The organism is Streptomyces sp. NPDC002032, assembly GCF_042890765.1.
In the GTDB taxonomy this organism is placed as follows: domain Bacteria; phylum Actinomycetota; class Actinomycetes; order Streptomycetales; family Streptomycetaceae; genus Streptomyces.
Map to the genome: position 1 here is coordinate 528,669 of NZ_JBIASM010000004.1, position 17,382 is coordinate 546,050.

Sequence of the window (17,382 nt, forward strand, 5' to 3'; positions counted from 1 at the left end):
AGCCAACCCCGAGGTCATACCCCAGTAGGGGGTGGAGGAGAGGGGTGGAGGAGGGGCGGGCGCCCTCCGGCCACGCGTCAGAGGGTGTGGACCCGTTGGGTGGTGAGTTCGTAGCGGGCCGCCACCAGGGAGAGGCGGCCCGCGGTGATGCGGGGGGTCAGGGCGGGGTCCGCCGCGAGGCGGGTGCGGACGCGGCGGGCGTGGGTGGTGATGGCCGCGTCCACCCGGGCGGGGCCCGACAGGCCGTGGTCGATCGCCGGGTGGATCTGCTCCGCCAGGTACCGCATGTGCCCCGGCAGTTCCTCGCCCTCCTCGTCGGCGGTGACGGCGGCCGTGACGGCCCCGCAGGATTGGTGCGCCAGGACCACCACCAGCGGAATGCCCAGTTCCAGCACCCCGAAGGCGACGCCCGCCAGGACCGCCTCGTCCAGTACGGCGCCCGCCGACCGCACGGTCAGCAGGTCGCCCAGCCCCTGGTCGAAGACCAGCTCCGGCGGCACCCGGGAGTCGATGCACCCCAGGACCACCGCGAACGGGTGCTGACCGGCGACGAGTCGGCGCCGTACCGACCGGGTGCGGTCGGGGTGGCTTTCGTGCAGGGTGCGCCAGCGGGCGTTGCCCCGCACGAGCTCCCGCAGCGCCGAAGCGGGGGAGGCGGGCCGCAGGGCCGCCGCACCGGGCCGGGCGACGGGCGGGGCGGGGCGCGTACCGGACACCAGACCGGCCGCCACGGCCGCCGTGCCGGTCAGCGCGGCCCGTACGAGGCGGCGCCGACAGGGGAGGCGGGGAAGGCCGGGGAGACCGTGATCATCATTGGTCATATCGGTGCAAAATAGGCCAAAGCTGGGGCGCTCGCGGGCCGCCACCGCATGTTTGGGGTGACCTTGACGAAGTCTTGGACGGAGCTCAGCCCACGTCGCCCGGCCGGACCAGCCCCGCCTCGTACGCGAAGATGACCGCCTGCGCCCGGTCGCGCAGGTCCAGCTTCCCCAGCACCCGCCCGATGTGCGTCTTGACCGTCTGCTCCGCCAGCACCAGGTGCGCGGCGATCTCCTGGTTCGACAGCCCCCGCGCGATCAGCTCCAGGACCTCCGTCTCCCGCGGCGTCAGCCCGTTCAGCCGCAGCGCCGGGTCCTTGCGCGGAGCCGGCCGCTGCCGCACGAAGTCCGCGATCAGCCGCCGCGTCACCGAAGGCGCCAGCAGCGCCTCGCCCGAGGCGACCACCCGGACCGCTGCGATCAGGTCGGCCGGCGGGGCGTCCTTCAGCAGGAACCCGGACGCGCCCGCGCGCAGCGCCTCGTACACGTAGTCGTCGATGTCGAAGGTCGTCAGCATCAGCACCTTCGGCCGGTGCACCACCCCCGGCGGCGGGTCGAGCAGCTCGCGCGCCGCCGAGAGGCCGTCCAGCTCGGGCATCCGTACGTCCATCAGCACCACGTCGGGGTGCACGGTGCGCGACACCCGCACCCCCTCCCGGCCGTCGGGAGCCTCGCCCACCACGTCGATGTCGGCCTGCGCCGACAGCAGCGCGGCGAACCCCGCCCGCACCATGGCCTGGTCGTCGACGATGATCACACGGATGGTCAACTCGGATCCTTGTCGGTGTCACGGCCGGTGTCACGGCCGGTGTCGCGGCCGGCGTCGGTCAGGGGCAGCCGCGCGGCGACCCGGAATCCGCCGTCGGGCAACGGGCCGGTGTCCAGGCTCCCCCCGGTCAACCGTACGCGTTCGCGCATGCCCACCAGCCCGTGGCCCGTGCCCGAGGCCTCCAGCGGCACCACGGCGTCCCGCGCCGGCCCGTTGACCACCAGCACGAGCACGTCGCCGGTCCCGTCCGACCGGGTCACCGAGACCTGGGTCCGCGCCCCCGGAGCGTGCCGCACCACGTTCGCCAGGGCCTCCTGGACGATCCGGTACGCCGACAGGTCCACCGCCGGCGGCACGTCCTCGGACGCGCCCGTCGCCAGGGACAGTTCGACCGGCTGCCCGGCCCGTACGGTCGCCTCCACCAGCTGCTGGATCCGGCCGATCCCCGGCTGCGGGGCCCGCTCGCCGCCTGCGCCGTCCCCGCCGTTCGTGCCGTCCCCGCGCAGCACCGTCAGCAGCCGCCGCATCTCGCCCAGCGATTCGCGCGCGGCGGCCGCGATCGCCGCGAACTCCTCCCGTACGGGCTCCTCCATGCCCGGCAGCCGGTACGGCGCCGAATCGGCCTGCACGGTGATCACCGACATGTGGTGGGCCACCACGTCGTGCAACTCCCGTGCGATCCGGGCCCGTTCCTCCAGCAGGGTGCGCCGCGAGCGCTCCGCCTCGCTGATGCTCTCCTGTTCCGCGATCAGCTGCCGGGCGTCTCCGAGCTGCCGCAGCGCACCCGTCAGGGCCAGCACCGTCCCGCTCAGGACGAAGAGCAGGGCGACGGTGTCCGTCACCCCGGCGGGCCGGAAGAAGCCCAGCACCACCCCGGCCGCGCCCGTCGCCAGCCACACCCCCACCAGGGTCCGGACGGACTCGCGCAGCCCCAGGCAGATCATCAGCACCAGGTACCCGATGATCACCATCGGGGTCCACGGCCAGGAGTGCCCGGCCAGCCGGTCGGCGTGCAGCAGCAGTACGGCCCCGGCGACGTCCGCGACCAGCACCATCCCCCAGGCGGCCAGCGGCCGCTTCACCGCCAGCAGCAGCGGCACCGTCTGCGCCACGCCCAGCGCCCCGGCCCAGCCGCCGCCCGCCGCGTAGTCGTTGGTCAGGACGGCGATGGTCACCGGCAGCAGCGTCATCACGAAGACGGCGACGACGCAGAAGGGCAGCATCCGCTGCCAGCGCCGGGGCGCCCGCGCGAACAGTGCCTCGCCCGGCCGGGCGGGCGTCCGCAGGACGACCGCGAGCCGGTCGAACGAAGCGGACTCGCGCGTGCGGCGCTCCCCGGGCCCCGCGCGCCCGACACCGTCGACGCGCCCGCCCTCGCCGGGCCGCCCGTCACCGGCGGGCTCACCACCCGCCGCGCCACGGGCCTTGCGGAGCCGGAAACGGGCCGGGGTACGGGCTTTGAGGCTCATGATCCCCCCAGCCTAAGGGTCACCCGGGCCGCAGGGGCGGACGGGCCCGCCCGCCCTCCGGGCCCTTCGGCCTCACGGCGCGGCGGATCCGCTGGCGGGCCGCGCCGGAGCCGCGGTTCGTTCCCCCGGCGGGCTCCGCTCGTTGACCGGGCATGGAGCTGCTGCCGACCATCGCGGCGCCGGGCGTCGGTGAACGGGCCGACGCCGCGGCCGATGCCGCCTGTCACCTCTACGACGCCGTCGTGCCCTGGAGCGGCGGCGAGCCCGGCGGGTGGAGCCGGGCCGCCGCCGAGGACGCCGCCGAGACCATCGAGACCACGGCGCACGCCCTCGCGCACATCCATCCGCGCGCCGAGGTCATCCTGGCGCCCGTGCACGCGGCCCTCGCCGACCTGCGCCGTCAGCTGGAGCTGGCCCCGGCCGACCCGCTGACCGCCGAGGGGGTGCCGCCGACCCCGCGCACGGTCGGCAACCCGCGCCGGACCCGCTGGGTGCGGGTGCTCACGCCGCCCCTGCCCCGGCAACAGCCGCCTGGTACAGCTTCCTGATCTCCGCGCCGAAGTAGGAGCTGTACGAGGTGTCGGCCGTGGGGCCGCCCGTCTTCCAGCCGCCGATCACCCCCACCAGGTCTCCGGTCCGCGAGGCCTCGTCGTAGCGGGCGAGGAAGGGGCCGCCGCTGGTACCGCCCGGGTATCCGGTGCAGTCGATCCGCAGGAACGAGCCCGGGCTGTTCGGATCGGTGCTGGTGAACTTCGTCGTCCGGTTGACGCACACCCGCGGACGGGCCGCCGAGGCCGGATGCCCGATCAGGGTGACCTTGGCGTGGGCGTACGTCGACCCGGTGACGAGCCGGTTGCCGCCCACCGCCGTCTCCACCCGGACGCCGTCGGCGTTCGGGCCGACGGCCGCGAAGGCCACGTCCAGGGTGGCCGCCTTCTCCGCGCCCTGGGTCTTGTAGCGCTGGTCGATCCACACCCCGGCGTGCCCGGCGGCGTCGCGCGTCACCGGGAACATCCCGTACGGCCGGGGGTTCGCCCGGGTGTAGCGCGGTACGAAGGCCACCTGGCGGGTGTCCGACCCGAGCAGGCAGTGCCCGGCGCTGACGACCAGGTTGCGGCCCGGGGAGGAGACCACGCTGGCCGTGCAGAAGTAGGCGCCCGAACCCTTCATGACGTACATCCGCCCGACGGTGGGGATCCCGTCGAAGTCCTCGCCGACCCCGGTCGTCGCGGGTACGGCGGCGGGCGCGCGGGTGGGGGTCGAGGGGGAGGGGACCGGCGCGGGGGGCGTCGGAGCCGTGGCCGGTGCGGAGGGACCGGCCGGCGCCGAGGGGGTGGCCTGGCCGGCGGGCGGAGCCACGGGGGTCGCGGGACCCGGCGGAACCGGGGGGACGGCAACGGCGGGGCCGGAGGCGTCGGCGGGCGTGTCCGCCGGGGCCGGCCCGACGGCCCCACCCGGTGCCGGGGCGGCCGGTGCCGGGGCCGTGCCCGGCGCGGTACCGCCGACCGGGGCCGGAGCGGCGGGCGCGGCAACCCCGGGTGACGCCCCGCCCGGCGGGGGAGTGACGGCGGGGGCGCCGTCCGCCGGGGGCGCGGCGCCCGCAGCGCCCGGGACCGCCGCCGGGGCCGTGGCGCCGGGGCCGGCGGCCGGGGACGGGTCGGGGACGGGGAGGGCCGCGGCCATCCGTTCCGGCGTCCAGAAGGCGGCGGCCTCCCGCGCGGTCCAACGGCTCGACGCCGCCTGCGCGCTGTCCGTCCGCGTGACGGGCAGCGGCCCGCCCGGCAACAGCAGGGTGGCGGCGGCCACGGCCGCCGCCACCGTCAACGTACGTCGCATGCATCGCTCCTGTGGGTGGGGGTCAGGACCGCGCTGGGGGAGCGGCGGCCGGGAGGGCTCATACGGCCTGCGGGAAGCGGAACAGCCGGTCCGGGTCGTACGTCCGCCGGACCGCCTCCAGCCGGGGGAGGTTGGAGCCGTAGTAGGCCCCGCGCCAGCCGGGGAGACCCGGGTCGGCGTAGTTCTGGTACGCGCTGCCGCCCGCCCAGGGGCGCAGGTCCCGCCAGAGCCCGTCGAGCCAGGACCGGTGCCGGGCCACCTCGGGATCCGGCGCGGACGGCGGCCAGTAGACGAGGTACTGGGCGAGGAAGGCGCTGTCCCGGTGGACGAACGCGGTCGCGGCGGCGGGCACCCGGTTCAGGGCGCCGCCGCACACCCCGTCGAACTGGACCACGCCGAGGCCCCCGCGCGGCGCCTCCCGCGCGTACCGCCGGACCGCTTCCAGGACGGCCCCGGCCGCCTGGTCCGGAAGTCCGGCGGCGCCCCAGAAGTCGCTGCGGGCGGCGTAGGAGTCCCGGTCGAGGCGGCCCTGCGGGTCCCGTCCGGGCAGCCGGCCCGGCAGCCGGCACTGGGCCGGGGTGCGGTCGAGGCAGCCCGCCATGGCCCGCACGGTGTCGCCGTAGCTCCGTACGACGGTCCACTCGTCCCGGGGCTCGCGGCCCACGAGGCCCGCGAGCCGTGCCAGTTCCCGCTCCAGCTCGGCCCGCCCGTCGAGGCACACGACCCGGACGGCCGGTACGGCGCTCGGCCCGCCGCCGCCCGCGGCCTCCACCGTGAACTCCACCTGGCTCCAGAACGGGTCCGCCAGCCCGGCCAGCCAGCGCTGCCAGCCGCTCAGCACCGCCGGGGAGTCGGCTTCGGCCCAGTGCAGTTCGGCGAAGGCGGCGTCGGCCACCGGATGGGTGCGCAGCCGGAGCTCGGTGACCACCCCGAAGTTGCCGCCGCCGCCCCCGCGCAGCGCCCAGTACAGCTCGGGGTCCCCGTCGGGGCCGGCCTCGCGCACCACCCCGTCCGGGGTCACGGTCCGCGCGCCGGAGAGCCGGTCGCAGGTGGCTCCGTAGGCCCGCGAGGAGAGCCCCAGGCCACCGCCGAGGGCGAGCCCCGCGATGCCGACGGAGGGACACAGCCCGGCGGGGACGCCGAGGCCGCGCCCGGCCAGGGCCGCGTGCACGTCGCCGAGGCGGGCTCCCGCGCCGACCCGTACCTCGTCGCCCTCGACCGTCACCGAGGCCATCGCCCCGGTGTCGACCACCAGCCCGTCGGCCACGGTGGACCAGCCCGCGTAGCTGTGGCCGCCGCCGCGCGGCACCACCGGGGCGCCCGAGCGGCGGGCGAAGTCCAGGCAGACGGCGACGTCCCCGGCGTGCGCGGGGTAGGCCACGGCGCCGGGGGCGACGGAGTCGTAGCGGGGCTGGAACAGCTGCCGGGCCTCGGCGTAGTCCCCGTCACCGGGCAGCACCACCCGGCCGTCGAGCGCGCGGGCGAGCGCCGCGAAGTCACGCGCGGCCCGCGGCGGCCGCGCGCCCGTACGGGCGGCGCTCGCACCGGCGGCGCTCGCACCGGCGGCGCTCGTACCGGCGGAGGCCAGGACGGCGGCCGCGGTGCCCGCGAGGACCCGGCGGCGTGGGATGTTCATCCCACCTTCCTGCCACTGCCCGGCCCGATCGCGGCGAAGGCGGGCCCGCCGGCCGCCGCTTGTCAGCCGAACAGATTACTCCGCGCGCTCACCTGCCCCGGAGCCCGCGCCCACGCGCCCGGCCGGCTCCGCCCTCACCCCACCGGCGGCTTGCGGGTCAGGAGGAGGCCCTGCGGGCCCGCCTCGTCCCCGCCCGGCCGTCGCACCAGCCGGCCCACCTCCGTCAGGCCCGCCCCGGCCAGCAGCTCGGCGAGCCGCGCGGGCGGAGTCCCGTACGTGTCGGGGGCCGCCGGACGGCCTTGGCCGTGCGGGGGGTCCGGGGCGCTGCGGTCCTCCCCGGCCGCGAAGGCGACCAGCGCGTAGCCGCCCGGCGCCAGCACCCGCGCGAACTCGGCGAAGACGGCGTCCGGTTCGTCCGGCGGCGGGTGCGCCGCGGGGTACCGGGCGACGACTCCGCCCAGCACCCCGTCCGCCACGTCCACCGAGGTCGTGCGGCCCACCTCGAAGCGCAGCCCCGGATAGCTGCGCCGGGCCACGGCGACCAGAGCCGGGGACAGGTCCACGCCGAAGGCCCGTATGCCGAGCCCGTCCAGGTACGCCGTGGTCCGGCCCGCGCCGCAGCCGAGGTCGGCGACCGCGCCGCCGCCGTGGGCGCGGACACACTGGGCGAAGGCGCCCAGCATGGCCCGGTCCAGGGGGTCGGCTTCCTGGACCCCCGTCGGCAGCCGGGCGTGGTCGGTGGCGGCGACGGCGTCGTTGGACGCCCGTACGGCACTCGGGCGCGAGGTCTCTGTCATGCCCCTGAACAGTAGCCCGCCCGGCCGCCGCCCTCACCCCCCGCCCGGCCCCGGGCGCCCCCGTTCCGCCCCCGTTCCCCGCCCCGTCGGCGCGGCTTCCGCGTCCGTTCCGTCCCCCGGCCGGCTGCTCCGGCGCGGCCAACGGGCCCTGGTCAGATCGTGACCGGGCCGTGGGCGGTGGCGAACTCGACCGAGACCAGACCCGGTTCCTCGTCCTCGACCCAGGTGACGTCGATCTGTTCGAGGGGGTGGTCGGCCGGTTCGCCGAGGAATTCGGCGATGGAGGCGGCGTCGCCGGCGATGGAGAGCCCGTGGATGGCGGTGGGGGTGCGAGGGTCGGCGCTCGGGCGCTCCTCGACGGGAACCAGCCACTGGAGGAAATAGGGCAGTTGCGGGTCTTCCAGCAGTTCCAGCAGGCCGATCTGCTTCCACCGCAGGTCGAACCCGTCGGGGCGGACCCGGTGGCCCTCGGCCGAGGTGCGGCCGAGGCGGGTCTCGACCGGGGCGATGTCGTCGACGGAGACCACCCAGCCGAGCCAGCCGCCGCCCTCGGCGGCGCGGCGCGCGACCGCTCGGCCGAAGGGCGCGCGGTCGGCGGCGGGGTGGTCGAGTGTGGTGACGACCTCGACGTAGGTGCCGCCGCTCAGCGGGAGAATGAAATTGCGGGTGCCGAACCGCGGGTGCACGCCCCCGTCGACGAACCCGGCGCCCAGGGCCGATCCGATCCACTGGACGGTGGAGACGAAGCTGTCGCGGGCCACCGCATAGGAAACATGATCAAGTCGCACGGCGCCATCATCACCCGACGACCCGCACGAATCCCCACGCCACGCCCGCCGCCCTTCCATGAGACGGGCTCAGCCCCCCGCCAGGGGGGAGGGGAGCTGCGCCCACTGGTCGCCCGGCACTCCCGGGCTCAGCCGCATCAGGGTCAGTGCCTTCGCCGGCAGCGGGCCGCCGCGCAGCAGTTCCGAATCCGCGGTCGGCGCCAGGCCGTCCAGCGCGGCGGCCAGGGCCCGGCCGAACGCCTGCGACGAGCCCGCCGCCCCGGCCAGCGCCCCGGCCGCCAGGGAGCCGAAGAGCTTGCGCCGCAGCACGGTGACGTCGTCGGTGACGAGCCGCCCCGCCAGCGGGGGCACCGCCAGCCCGTGCCGGGCGAGGCGGGCGGGGCTGATCCGGATGTCGGCGAGGTCGCGGTAGACCAGCCGCAGCGGAGCGCCGTCGGGCGCCAGCACCACCAGCAGGTTCTGGCCGTGCGCCTCCAGCGCCACCCCGAGGTCGAGCACCGTCAGGCACACGGACAGCGCCAGCCGGGCGAACGCGGCCTGCCAGGCGGCGGACCGGGCCAGGCCGGTGCCCGCCAGCGCCGCCACCGCGACCACCCGCTCGCCGGGCCCCGCGTACGCCTCGGGGGGCTCGCGCAGCACCGCCGCCAGGTCCGGGCCGTGCGCGGTGGCCGCGCCCAGGGTCCGGGTGATGTGCAGACGGCCGTCCAGGCGTTCGGTCAGCGCGTGGGCGAACGCGGAGACCACGGCCGCCGTCTCGACGGAGTACGCGGAGATGTCCCGGACGGAGGAGGTGAGCCGGGTGCTCAGCGCGGTCTTCACGTGCGGGCCGCCCGCCGCCGGCGCGAGCGTGCGCAGGGCCATCAGCGGATGCGCCGCGAAGGCGGCGGGCCGGACCTCCTCGCCCTTCAGTACGTGCTCCGCCTGCCACGGGTGCACCGGCACCAGGATCCGGTCCCCCTCGCGCAGGTGGTCCGGCCACTCCCCGGTGAGCAGGCACTCCCGCGCCGGTACGGGCACCAGCCCGAGCTCGACCAGCGGCCGGTGCTCCGGCGCGTAGGCCAGTTGCTCCGCCACCGAGAAACCGGGGCGCGAGCGGCAGTTGGGGTGGTAGGGGTGGCCGTCGACCACCCGCTGTTCCCACTCCCAGCCCGTCCGCGGCTCGGGCCCGGGATCCGCAGGCTGCCCGGCCCGGGACAGTGCCAGGGAGGCGGTGCTGTCGTCCAGCTCGGCGGCGAAGGCGGCCCCGTGCGGCACCCGCAGCGCCGCCACGAGCCGTGCGGCCTGCCGGTAGGTCCGCCCGTCGAGCCGCAGCGAGGTGACGCGGGCGTCGGTGGCGTACGGGTCCACGGGCGGCCCCTCCAGCCGTCCGCCCCCGGCCAGCAGCAGGGTGAGCGAGTCCGGGCCGTGCTCCCGGCGCACCACCCACGGCAGCGGCTCGAAGGCCAGGCCCCGCCACAGCCGGCTCAGCACGGCGGCCCGCGCGCCAGCCAGCGAGGCCTCGTACGCGGGCCCGAGCCCGGGCCGTACGCCGGCCAGCCCGGCGGCGACGGCCTCCTCGGCGGCGGTGGCGGCCGGGCCCGCGGGGGCGGGGCCGGGGTGGTGCGTGCTGCGGTCCAGGGTCCTGTTCCTTTCGGGTCGCCTCGCGACGATGATCACGCCATCATCGCGGATACTGAAGATCGCTGAAGATCCCTGAGGATCACTGAAAGCGCACTGAAAACGCACGGAAAACGCACTGAAGATCGCCGAAGATCACGGCCGGTGGTCCCACCCCCGGACCTCCGGCGCAGCACCGGACGGACCGAATGGAACCAGTGGACCTCACCTCCGCCGCCGCCGACGCACGCGCGGCCGCTCCGCTCCTGAACTGCCTGCTGCGCGAGGTGGCCGACGCCCAGGGCGGGGGCGTCCACCGGCTGCGCGGCAGCGGCCGGCTGCTGCGGGTGCGCGGCGGACACCGGCCCACGGGGGCGGCCCTGCGCACGGCGGCCGGCTGGCATCCGCTCAGCCATGCGGAACTGGTCAAACTGACCTCCGACGAACTGCTGCTGTACACCGGCGTCGCCAACGACGAACTGCCCGCGGAGATCGCCGACAGCCGGCACACCGTGTCCGTGCTGCTGGCCGCGCGGGCCGTCGCCGAACCCCCGCTGGACCCGTACGTGCGCTCCGAGCAGGCCCTGGTCACCGGCCACCCGTACCACCCCGCGCCCAAGGCCCGGGGCGGTGCGCCCGCCGCGAGCTGGCTCCCGTACGCCCCGGAGGCGTACGCCGGCTTCCCCCTCGTCGTCCTCGGCCTGCGCGAGGACCAGGTGGCCGAGGAGGGCGGCCCGGCCGCCGCCGAGGCGCTCGACGCGCTGACCGGCATTCTCGACGGCCCGCGCCCGCCCGCTGGGTACCGGTCCCTGCCCGCCCACCCCTGGCAGCTCGAACTGCTCGCCGGGCGGTCCGGATTGCGGGAGGCCTTCGCCGACGGGCGGCTGCTGCGCCTCGGCCCGACCCGGCTGCCGGTCCGGCCCACCGCGTCCATCCGCACGGTGTACGCCGTCGGCGCCGGGACCGACCTGTTCGCGAAGTTCAGCCTCGACGTGCGGATCACCAACGACGTCCGCCGGCTGTGGCGCCACGACCTGCTGAAGCTGCGCCGTACGGACTCCGCCGTCGAGGAGGCCTTCGCCGGCCTGCGCCGCCGTACGGGCGCGAACGCGGTCTGGCTGTGCGACCGCGGCTACCGGACGGCCGCCTTCGCCTTCGAGGAGCTCGCCGTCCTGGTCCGCGACGGCCTGCGCACCCGGGTGGCCGGGGGCGCGACCCCGCTGCTGGCGGCCGCGCTCGCCGAGGACTTCCCCGGCAGCCCCCTCGCCGCGACGGCCGACCCGGCCGGCTGGTGGCGGGCGTACCTGAGCCATGTGGTGCCTCCGGTCCTGGACGTGTTCGCCCGGTACGGGATCGTGCTGGAGGCCCACCTGCAGAACTGCCTGGTCGCGGTCGACGGCCGGGGCGTGCCGGTGCAGGCCCTCTTCCGCGACGCGGAGGGCGTGAAACTCCGGCAGGACATGCCGCGCGAGGAGGCCTGGCAGCGGCTCGTCTACTGCCTGGTCGTCAACCACCTGGCGGAGGTGGCGGCGACCCTGGCCGAGCACCACCCGGAGCACGCCGAGGCGCTCTGGCCCGCGGTCCGGGAGGAGTTGCGGCGCTACGACGCCGCGCACGGGCTGCCGGAGATCGCGGATCTGCTCACCGCCCCCACCCTCCCGGCCAAGACGAACCTGCTGCTGCGCTGGACCCGCGCGGACGGCGCCGAAGCCCGGTACCTGCCGCTGCCCAACCCGCTGCGGGGGTAGGCCGTCTTGGCTGCCGCCCGCCCTTGGAGCGGGATTCGGCCAAGGTGGTCCGGGCGGGCGGAACCCCCGTACCGAAAGGTATAGACCAATGTTAGGTTGGTCGGGCAGACCGCGCAGTCCTTGACCACCCGTCAGAGGAGAAGCCATGCCCTCCCCTTCGCGGGGCGGCGGCCCGGCCGCCACGCCCAAGTACCAGCGGATCGCCGCAGCGCTGCGGGACGAACTCGACCGCGGCTCCGGCGGCCGGCTGCCGTCCGAACGCTCCCTGGCCGCCCGTTACGGGGTCAACCGCCAGACCGTCCGCGCCGCCCTCCAGGAGCTGCGCGCCGACGGGCTGATCGTCACCGGCCGCCGGGGCACCCGGGCGGTGTCGGGGGCCCGGCCCGCCGCCGTCCCCGCGGACGCCGGCCCCGCCGCCGGGGGGCGGGCGCCCGTCGCGCGGTTGCGCCCCGCGCCGGTGACGGCCACCGCGAACCGGCTCGCGGTGGTCACGGTGCCGCCCTCCTTGGCCGGGCTGCTCGGCATGAGCGGCGGCACGCGCACCCTGGTCCACCACCACCGCGTCCTCGGCCCGGGCGGCGAGACGCTCCAGCACGCCGTGACGTACTTCTGTCCGCGCACCGCCGCCCGGACCCCGGAGCTGGCGCCCTACCTCGACCGGCCGGCCGCCGTGCGGGACGAGGACCTGCGCCCGCTGCACCACTGGCTGGAGCGGGCCGCCGTGCGGGGCCGGACCTCCGAGACCATCACCATGACCCGGACGAGCCACCCCGCGGCTCCCGCCCCGGCCTGCGGCCTCTCCGTACGCCGCCTCCTGCACGACACCACCGGCCGGCCGGTCGCCGTCACGGACCTGGCCTTCCCGACCTGGGACCGGCTCACCTTCGACCGCCGCCCGCAGGCGTCCGGCTTCCGCGTGAGCTGAGCCCCGTCGGCCGCGCCGCGCCCGCGCCCGGGCGCGGCGCGGCGGGTGTGGGGCGCGTGCGGGTGGGGCCGGGTCAGGCAGAGGCCCCCGGAGCGGCGCCTCCGGGCCCGTCCGCCGCGAGCGGAGCCGCGTCGGCCAGGCGCTCCAGCGCCGGGTCCGCGCCCGAGTCCGGGTCCGAGCCCGTGTCCGACTCCAGGGCGCCCTCGCCCTCTCCGTCCGCCCGCGCGTGTCCGGGCTCCGGGTCCGCCGCGGGGACTCCGGTGAGGAGGGCGAGCAGGCCCGCCACTTGTACGCCGGCCTCCGCGGGGTGCTTGAACACGGCGCCCGCCGAGATCTCGTACCGGTTGCGCCGGCCGTCCCGCACCCGCTGGAGATAACCGTCGGACTCCAGGTCCGCCACGATCGTCTGCACGGTGCGCTCGGTGAGCGCGCACGCCAGGGCGACGTCCCGCAACCGCGCTGCCGGGTCCCGGGCGATGGTCACCAGGACGCGGGCGTGATTCGTCAGGAATGTCCAGTTTTGTCGACCTGTCAGGCTGCCCATGTGCTCATGATGCGTCACATGATTCATGTGATGCAAGACGCGAAATCGGTTTCCGGTAATTCTTGACGTACGAGCGAAAGAGGGCCAGCATCTACCGCAGACAAGGTCCCGCGCCGCAAGCCGACCAGCCCAGGAGCGAACCCCCATGCCGGTAACCGCCACTTCTGCCCGCACCACCGCCACGCTCGACACGGACACCCTCACCGCGGACACCCGCGTCCCGGCATCCGCGGTCCCCGGCCCCCGCCGAACCGCGCATGTTGCCGAGGCCGTCGGCCTCCCCCGGATCGAGGAGCCCCGCGAGATGGCTCCGGCGGACGCCCGCGAGCTGTCGAAGGCGTTCTTCAAGCGCCTGCGCGAACTCTCCGAAGGCACCCCGGAATACCAGTACGTCCGCAACACGCTCATCGAGATGAACGCCTCACTCGTCCAGTACGCGGTGCGGCGCTTCCGGACCCGGGGTGAGAACGGCGACATCGAGGACATCGTCCAGGTGGGCACCATCGGTCTCATCAAGGCCATCGACCGGTTCGACCCGGCCCGCGAGAACGAGTTCTCCACCCTCGCCATGCCGTACATCACCGGTGAGATCAAGCGCCACTTCCGCGACACCACCTGGGCCGTCCGCGTCCCGCGCCGGCTCCAGGAGCTGCGCATCGACATCGCGAAGGCGAAGGAGGAGCTGACCGTCCGGCTCGACCGTTCGCCGACCGTCGCCGACCTCGCCGCGCACCTCGACCTGACCGACGATGAGGTCATCGAGGGCCTCGTCGCCGCCAACGGCCACACCAGCGGCTCCCTCGACGCCCCGCAGAGCGAGCACGGCGACGGCCCCACCGAGGGCCACACCCTCGCCGACGTCATGGGCGAGGAGGAGCCGGCCATGGAGCTGGTCGAGGACATCCAGACCCTGGCCCCGCTGCTGGAGCAGCTCAGCGAGCGCGAGCGCACCATGCTGCGGATGCGCTTCGGCGAGGAGCTGACCCAGGCCCAGATCGGCGCCGCCCTCGGCATCTCCCAGATGCAGGTCTCCCGGCTCCTCACCCGGCTCCTGGCCCACCTGCGGGCCTCGATGCTGGACGACTCCGCGCCCACCCCCGCCGCCGCCCGCCGCGCAGCGTGATCCGGGTCACTTCGCCGTTTGCCCGGGCGAAGTCCGGGCAAACGCGCGGCTGGAGCGGAACCACGCCCTCCGGTCCTTGCGGCCGCGGGCGCGGACCGTGCGGGCCGACCCCGCCCCGCTCCCCGGCCACCGCCGCCAGCGGTGTCCCGGACCCGGTACGACCCGCGAGGTGCATGTGTCCACGCTCCAGGCCGAACACGTCTACAAGGTGTTCGGAAGACGACCCGACCGGCTGAAGGCAGCCGTCCGGGCCCTCGAACGCGGTGCCGACCGCGACGAGCTGCGTGCCGAGGGCACGACGGCCGCCGTGATCGACGCCACATTCCGCGTCGAGCCCGGCGAGATCTTCGTCGTCATGGGGCTGTCGGGCTCCGGCAAGTCCACGCTCCTGCGGATGCTCAACGGTCTGCTGGAACCCACGGCCGGACGCATCCTCTTCGACGGTGAGGACCTCACCGCACTCGGGGCGCGTGAGATGCGCCACGTACGGTCCACCAAGATCTCCATGGTGTTCCAGCACTTCGCGCTCTTCCCGCACCGCAACGTCCTGGCGAACGCCGCCTACGGCCTGGAGGTCCAGGGCGTCCCCCGGGCCGAGCGCGAACGGCGCGCCGCCGAGGCGCTGGCGCTGTGCGGGCTCGGCGGCTGGGAGACGTCCTGGCCCGACGAGCTGTCCGGCGGCATGCAGCAGCGCGTGGGCCTCGCCCGCGCCCTGGCCACCGACGCCGACCTGCTCCTGATGGACGAGTCCTTCAGCGCGCTGGACCCGCTGATCCGCCGCGACATGCAGGACCAGCTCCTGGAACTCCAGCGGACCCTGAAGAAGACCATCGTCTTCATCACCCACGACCTCAACGAGGCCATGCGCCTGGGCGACTCCATCGCTGTCATGCGCGACGGCCGCATCGTCCAGCAGGGCACGGCCGAGGACATCCTGACCCGTCCCGCCGACGAGTACGTCGCCTCCTTCGTGCAGGACGTGGACCGCTCGCGCGTGCTCACCGCCGACGCCGTCATGGACGACGCCCCCCAGGACGCGGACGGCTGCACCTGCCCCACCGTCAGCGCCGACACCCCGCTCGCCGACCTGTGCGCGGTCAGCGCCCGCGTCCCGCACGCGGTGAGCGTCACGGACGCGGAGGGGGCCGTCGTCGGCTCCGTCCCGCAGGACCGGCTGGTCGCCTTCATCGGTGACGAACAGCGGCCCCCGATGGCCTGCCGCTGCGCGGAGGTGGCCGCCTGATGCCCCGCCTGCACCTCGGCGCCTGGGCCGACAGCACCGTCGACTTCCTCCAGCGCCACCTCTCCTGGCTCTTCGACGCCATCAGCACCCTGGTGACCGGCCTCTACGACGGCATCGACGCGGTGCTGTCCGCGCCGGCCCCGCTGCTCTTCGCGGGCATCCTCGCGGTCGCCGCCTGGTGGCTGCGCGGTCTGCTCGCCGGCCTGCTGGCCTTTGCCGGGTTCGCGCTCGTGGACTCGGTGGCCCTGTGGGACGAAGCCATGTCCACGCTGTCACTGGTCCTCGTGGCGACCCTCGTCACCCTCGTGTTCGCCCTGCCGCTCGGCGTCTGGGCGTCCCGCTCCGACCGGGTCAGCGCCACCCTGCGGCCCGTGCTGGACTTCATGCAGACCATGCCGGCCATGGTCTACCTGATCCCCGGCATCATCTTCTTCGGCGTGGGCGTGGTCCCCGGCATCATCGCCACGATCATCTTCTCGCTGCCGCCCGGGGTCCGGATGACCGAACTCGGCATCCGCCAGGTCGACGGCGAACTCGTCGAGGCCGCCGAGGCCTTCGGCACCGCCCCGCGCGACACGCTCTTGCGCGTCCAGCTCCCGCTCGCCCTGCCCACGATCATGGCGGGCGTCAACCAGGTCATCATGCTCGGCCTGTCCATGGTCGTCATCGCCGGCATGGTCGGCGGCGGCGGACTCGGCGGCGCCGTCTACCGCGCCATCGGCAACGTCGACATCGGCCTCGGCTTCGAGGCGGGCGTCTCCATCGTCATCCTCGCCATGTACCTGGACCGGATGACCGGAGCGCTGGGCCGCCAGGTCTCCCCGCTCGGCCGCCGCGCCCTGGAGAAGACCCGCTCGGCCGCGAGTGGCGCGGCCAAGCTCTGGGGCCACCGGCCGCAGCCCGCGTACGCCGTCACCGGCGCCGTCGTGCTGGCCCTGGTGGCCGGCGGCATGAGCACCTTCGGCGCCCACGACGAGTCCCGCCCGGCCGGCGCCGCGGACATCGGCAAGGGCCGCACCGTCTCGCTCGGCTACATCCCCTGGGACGAGGGCATCGCCTCGACCTTCCTCTGGAAGGAGCTCCTGGAGCGCCGCGGCTTCAAGGTCGACGCCCGCCAGCTGGAGGCCGGCGCCCTCTACACCGGCCTCGCCGGCGGCCAGATCGACTTCCAGACCGACTCCTGGCTGCCCGTCACGCACGCCCAGTACTGGCAGAAGTACGGCGACAAGCTGGAGGACCTCGGCTCCTGGTACGGCCCCACCTCGCTGGAGCTGGCCGTCCCCTCGTACGTGAAGGACGTCCGCTCGCTGGCCGACCTCAAGGGCAAGTCCGGCGAGTTCAAGGGCCGGATCATCGGCATCGAGCCGAGCGCCGGCGAGATGTCCATCCTCAAGGACAAGGTGCTGGGGGAGTACGGTCTGGGCGGCGAGTACAAGGTCGTCGACGGATCCACCCCGGGCATGCTCGCCGAGCTGAAGCGGGCCTACGAGAAGAAGGAGCCCGTCGCGGTCGTCCTCTGGTCCCCGCACTGGGCCTACTCCTCGTACCAGCTCACCAAGCTGGAGGACCCCAAGGGCGCCTGGGGCAAGGGTGACGGCATCCACACCCTCGCGCGCAAGGGCTTCGCCGCCGACGAGCCGAAGGTGGCCGAGTGGCTGCGCTCCTTCAAGCTCACCGAGGCCCAGCTCACCGGCCTGGAGGCGAAGATCCAGGAGACCGGCAAGGGCCAGGAGCAGCAGGCCGTGCGCGCCTGGCTGAAGGACCACCCCGAGGTGGACAAGCTCGCCTGATCCGCCGGCGGCCCCCGCCGGACCGCCTCCGTCTGCGCCGCGGCGCCCCGGCCCCCCCCCGGCCCCGGCGCCCCCGCCCCGGCGCGGGGGGCGCCCCCCCGGGCCCCCCCGGCCCCCCCCCCGGCCCCCCCGGGGCCCCCCCCCCGGCCGCCCCGCCGGGGGGGGGTGTGGTGGGCCCCGCGGGCCGGCAAGGTTTCCCGCGCCCCGGCGCCGCCGGTCGGGTGGGGCCGGGGGCCGGCCGCCGGCCGGCCCCCGGGCCGGTCAGTGGCCGTGCAGGCCCCGGTCCACGGCGGCGGTCAG

At 75.6% G+C, this 17,382-nt stretch carries 15 protein-coding genes; 6 read left to right on the forward strand and 9 right to left on the reverse strand.

Annotation, left to right across the window (positions count from 1 at the left end; translation table 11 throughout):
• Positions 1-77: 77 nt before the first annotated feature.
• The 3 genes from ACFYYT_RS14020 to ACFYYT_RS14030 form a co-directional block, all read right to left on the reverse strand.
• A complete protein-coding gene (locus tag ACFYYT_RS14020) occupies positions 78-821 on the reverse strand; it encodes a carbonic anhydrase (RefSeq protein WP_351828283.1) in 744 nt (247 codons plus the stop codon).
• An 85-nt stretch (positions 822-906) separates the two neighbouring features.
• Positions 907-1,587 (reverse strand): response regulator transcription factor, encoded by a 681-nt coding sequence (locus tag ACFYYT_RS14025; RefSeq protein WP_351828286.1) that lies wholly within the window; start codon positions 1,585-1,587, stop codon positions 907-909.
• Entirely contained in the window at positions 1,584-3,056 is a 1,473-nt protein-coding gene (locus tag ACFYYT_RS14030) for a histidine kinase (RefSeq protein WP_351828288.1), read from the reverse strand. Before ACFYYT_RS14030 ends, ACFYYT_RS14025 begins: the two co-directional genes overlap by 4 nt.
• A gap of 152 nt (positions 3,057-3,208) precedes the next feature.
• Here ACFYYT_RS14030 and ACFYYT_RS14035 point away from each other — a divergent pair, with 152 nt between their 5' ends.
• Complete coding sequence (locus ACFYYT_RS14035; RefSeq protein ID WP_351828291.1) at positions 3,209-3,604, forward strand: hypothetical protein; 396 nt, start codon at positions 3,209-3,211, stop codon at positions 3,602-3,604.
• On the opposite strand, the gene ACFYYT_RS14040 is transcribed toward ACFYYT_RS14035, so the two are convergent.
• From ACFYYT_RS14040 to ACFYYT_RS14060, 5 genes are all read right to left on the reverse strand, one after another.
• Entirely contained in the window at positions 3,558-4,892 is a 1,335-nt protein-coding gene (locus ACFYYT_RS14040; RefSeq protein WP_388607911.1) for a hypothetical protein, read from the reverse strand. The genes ACFYYT_RS14035 and ACFYYT_RS14040 overlap by 47 nt on opposite strands.
• A gap of 58 nt (positions 4,893-4,950) precedes the next feature.
• A complete protein-coding gene (locus ACFYYT_RS14045) occupies positions 4,951-6,528 on the reverse strand; it encodes an FAD-binding oxidoreductase (RefSeq protein ID WP_351831351.1) in 1,578 nt (525 codons plus the stop codon).
• Between the two features lie 134 nt (positions 6,529-6,662).
• Positions 6,663-7,325 carry a class I SAM-dependent methyltransferase gene (locus tag ACFYYT_RS14050; RefSeq protein ID WP_351831348.1) on the reverse strand — a complete coding sequence of 221 codons (663 nt, stop codon included), beginning with the start codon at positions 7,323-7,325 and terminating at the stop codon, positions 6,663-6,665.
• A gap of 152 nt (positions 7,326-7,477) precedes the next feature.
• Positions 7,478-8,113, reverse strand: a complete 636-nt coding sequence (locus ACFYYT_RS14055; protein WP_351831342.1) for a VOC family protein — start codon at positions 8,111-8,113, stop codon at positions 7,478-7,480.
• A 69-nt stretch (positions 8,114-8,182) separates the two neighbouring features.
• On the reverse strand, positions 8,183-9,730 hold the full coding sequence (locus tag ACFYYT_RS14060) for an IucA/IucC family protein (protein ID WP_385321821.1): 1,548 nt from the start codon (positions 9,728-9,730) through the stop codon (positions 8,183-8,185).
• A 188-nt stretch (positions 9,731-9,918) separates the two neighbouring features.
• Between ACFYYT_RS14060 and ACFYYT_RS14065 the strand changes: the two genes are divergently transcribed.
• On the forward strand, positions 9,919-11,457 hold the full coding sequence (locus ACFYYT_RS14065) for an IucA/IucC family protein (protein WP_351831340.1): 1,539 nt from the start codon (positions 9,919-9,921) through the stop codon (positions 11,455-11,457).
• Between the two features lie 145 nt (positions 11,458-11,602).
• Positions 11,603-12,382, forward strand: coding sequence for a GntR family transcriptional regulator (locus ACFYYT_RS14070; protein WP_362866206.1), 780 nt, complete (start codon positions 11,603-11,605; stop codon positions 12,380-12,382).
• Positions 12,383-12,455: 73 nt separating this feature from the next.
• Here ACFYYT_RS14070 and ACFYYT_RS14075 read toward each other — a convergent pair whose 3' ends face one another.
• Entirely contained in the window at positions 12,456-12,926 is a 471-nt protein-coding gene (locus tag ACFYYT_RS14075; RefSeq protein ID WP_388607916.1) for a helix-turn-helix transcriptional regulator, read from the reverse strand.
• 145 nt (positions 12,927-13,071) lie between these two features.
• On the opposite strand from ACFYYT_RS14075, the gene ACFYYT_RS14080 reads away from it, so the two are divergent.
• From ACFYYT_RS14080 to ACFYYT_RS14090, 3 genes are all read left to right on the forward strand, one after another.
• Positions 13,072-14,049, forward strand: coding sequence for a SigB/SigF/SigG family RNA polymerase sigma factor (locus tag ACFYYT_RS14080; RefSeq protein ID WP_351831574.1), 978 nt, complete (start codon positions 13,072-13,074; stop codon positions 14,047-14,049).
• Positions 14,050-14,224: 175 nt separating this feature from the next.
• Complete coding sequence (locus ACFYYT_RS14085; RefSeq protein WP_351831577.1) at positions 14,225-15,292, forward strand: glycine betaine/L-proline ABC transporter ATP-binding protein; 1,068 nt, start codon at positions 14,225-14,227, stop codon at positions 15,290-15,292.
• A complete protein-coding gene (locus ACFYYT_RS14090; RefSeq protein WP_351831571.1) occupies positions 15,292-17,082 on the forward strand; it encodes an ABC transporter permease/substrate binding protein in 1,791 nt (596 codons plus the stop codon). The genes ACFYYT_RS14085 and ACFYYT_RS14090 overlap by 1 nt, the downstream gene beginning before the upstream one ends.
• Positions 17,083-17,382 lie beyond the last annotated feature (300 nt).

What these genes read in the sequence shown, in the direction of transcription:
- ACFYYT_RS14040 (WP_388607911.1), bottom strand. Translation starts at nt 4,892, where the DNA reads ATGCGACGTACGTTGACGGTGGCGGCGGCCGTGGCCGCCGCCACCCTG.
- ACFYYT_RS14065 (WP_351831340.1), top strand. Translation starts at nt 9,919, where the DNA reads ATGGAACCAGTGGACCTCACCTCCGCCGCCGCCGACGCACGCGCGGCC.
- ACFYYT_RS14020 (WP_351828283.1), bottom strand. Translation starts at nt 821, where the DNA reads ATGACCAATGATGATCACGGTCTCCCCGGCCTTCCCCGCCTCCCCTGT.
- ACFYYT_RS14090 (WP_351831571.1), top strand. Translation starts at nt 15,292, where the DNA reads ATGCCCCGCCTGCACCTCGGCGCCTGGGCCGACAGCACCGTCGACTTC.
- ACFYYT_RS14075 (WP_388607916.1), bottom strand. Translation starts at nt 12,926, where the DNA reads ATGGGCAGCCTGACAGGTCGACAAAACTGGACATTCCTGACGAATCAC.
- ACFYYT_RS14050 (WP_351831348.1), bottom strand. Translation starts at nt 7,325, where the DNA reads ATGACAGAGACCTCGCGCCCGAGTGCCGTACGGGCGTCCAACGACGCC.
- ACFYYT_RS14045 (WP_351831351.1), bottom strand. Translation starts at nt 6,528, where the DNA reads ATGAACATCCCACGCCGCCGGGTCCTCGCGGGCACCGCGGCCGCCGTC.
- ACFYYT_RS14035 (WP_351828291.1), top strand. Translation starts at nt 3,209, where the DNA reads ATGGAGCTGCTGCCGACCATCGCGGCGCCGGGCGTCGGTGAACGGGCC.
- ACFYYT_RS14030 (WP_351828288.1), bottom strand. Translation starts at nt 3,056, where the DNA reads ATGAGCCTCAAAGCCCGTACCCCGGCCCGTTTCCGGCTCCGCAAGGCC.
- ACFYYT_RS14080 (WP_351831574.1), top strand. Translation starts at nt 13,072, where the DNA reads ATGCCGGTAACCGCCACTTCTGCCCGCACCACCGCCACGCTCGACACG.
- ACFYYT_RS14070 (WP_362866206.1), top strand. Translation starts at nt 11,603, where the DNA reads ATGCCCTCCCCTTCGCGGGGCGGCGGCCCGGCCGCCACGCCCAAGTAC.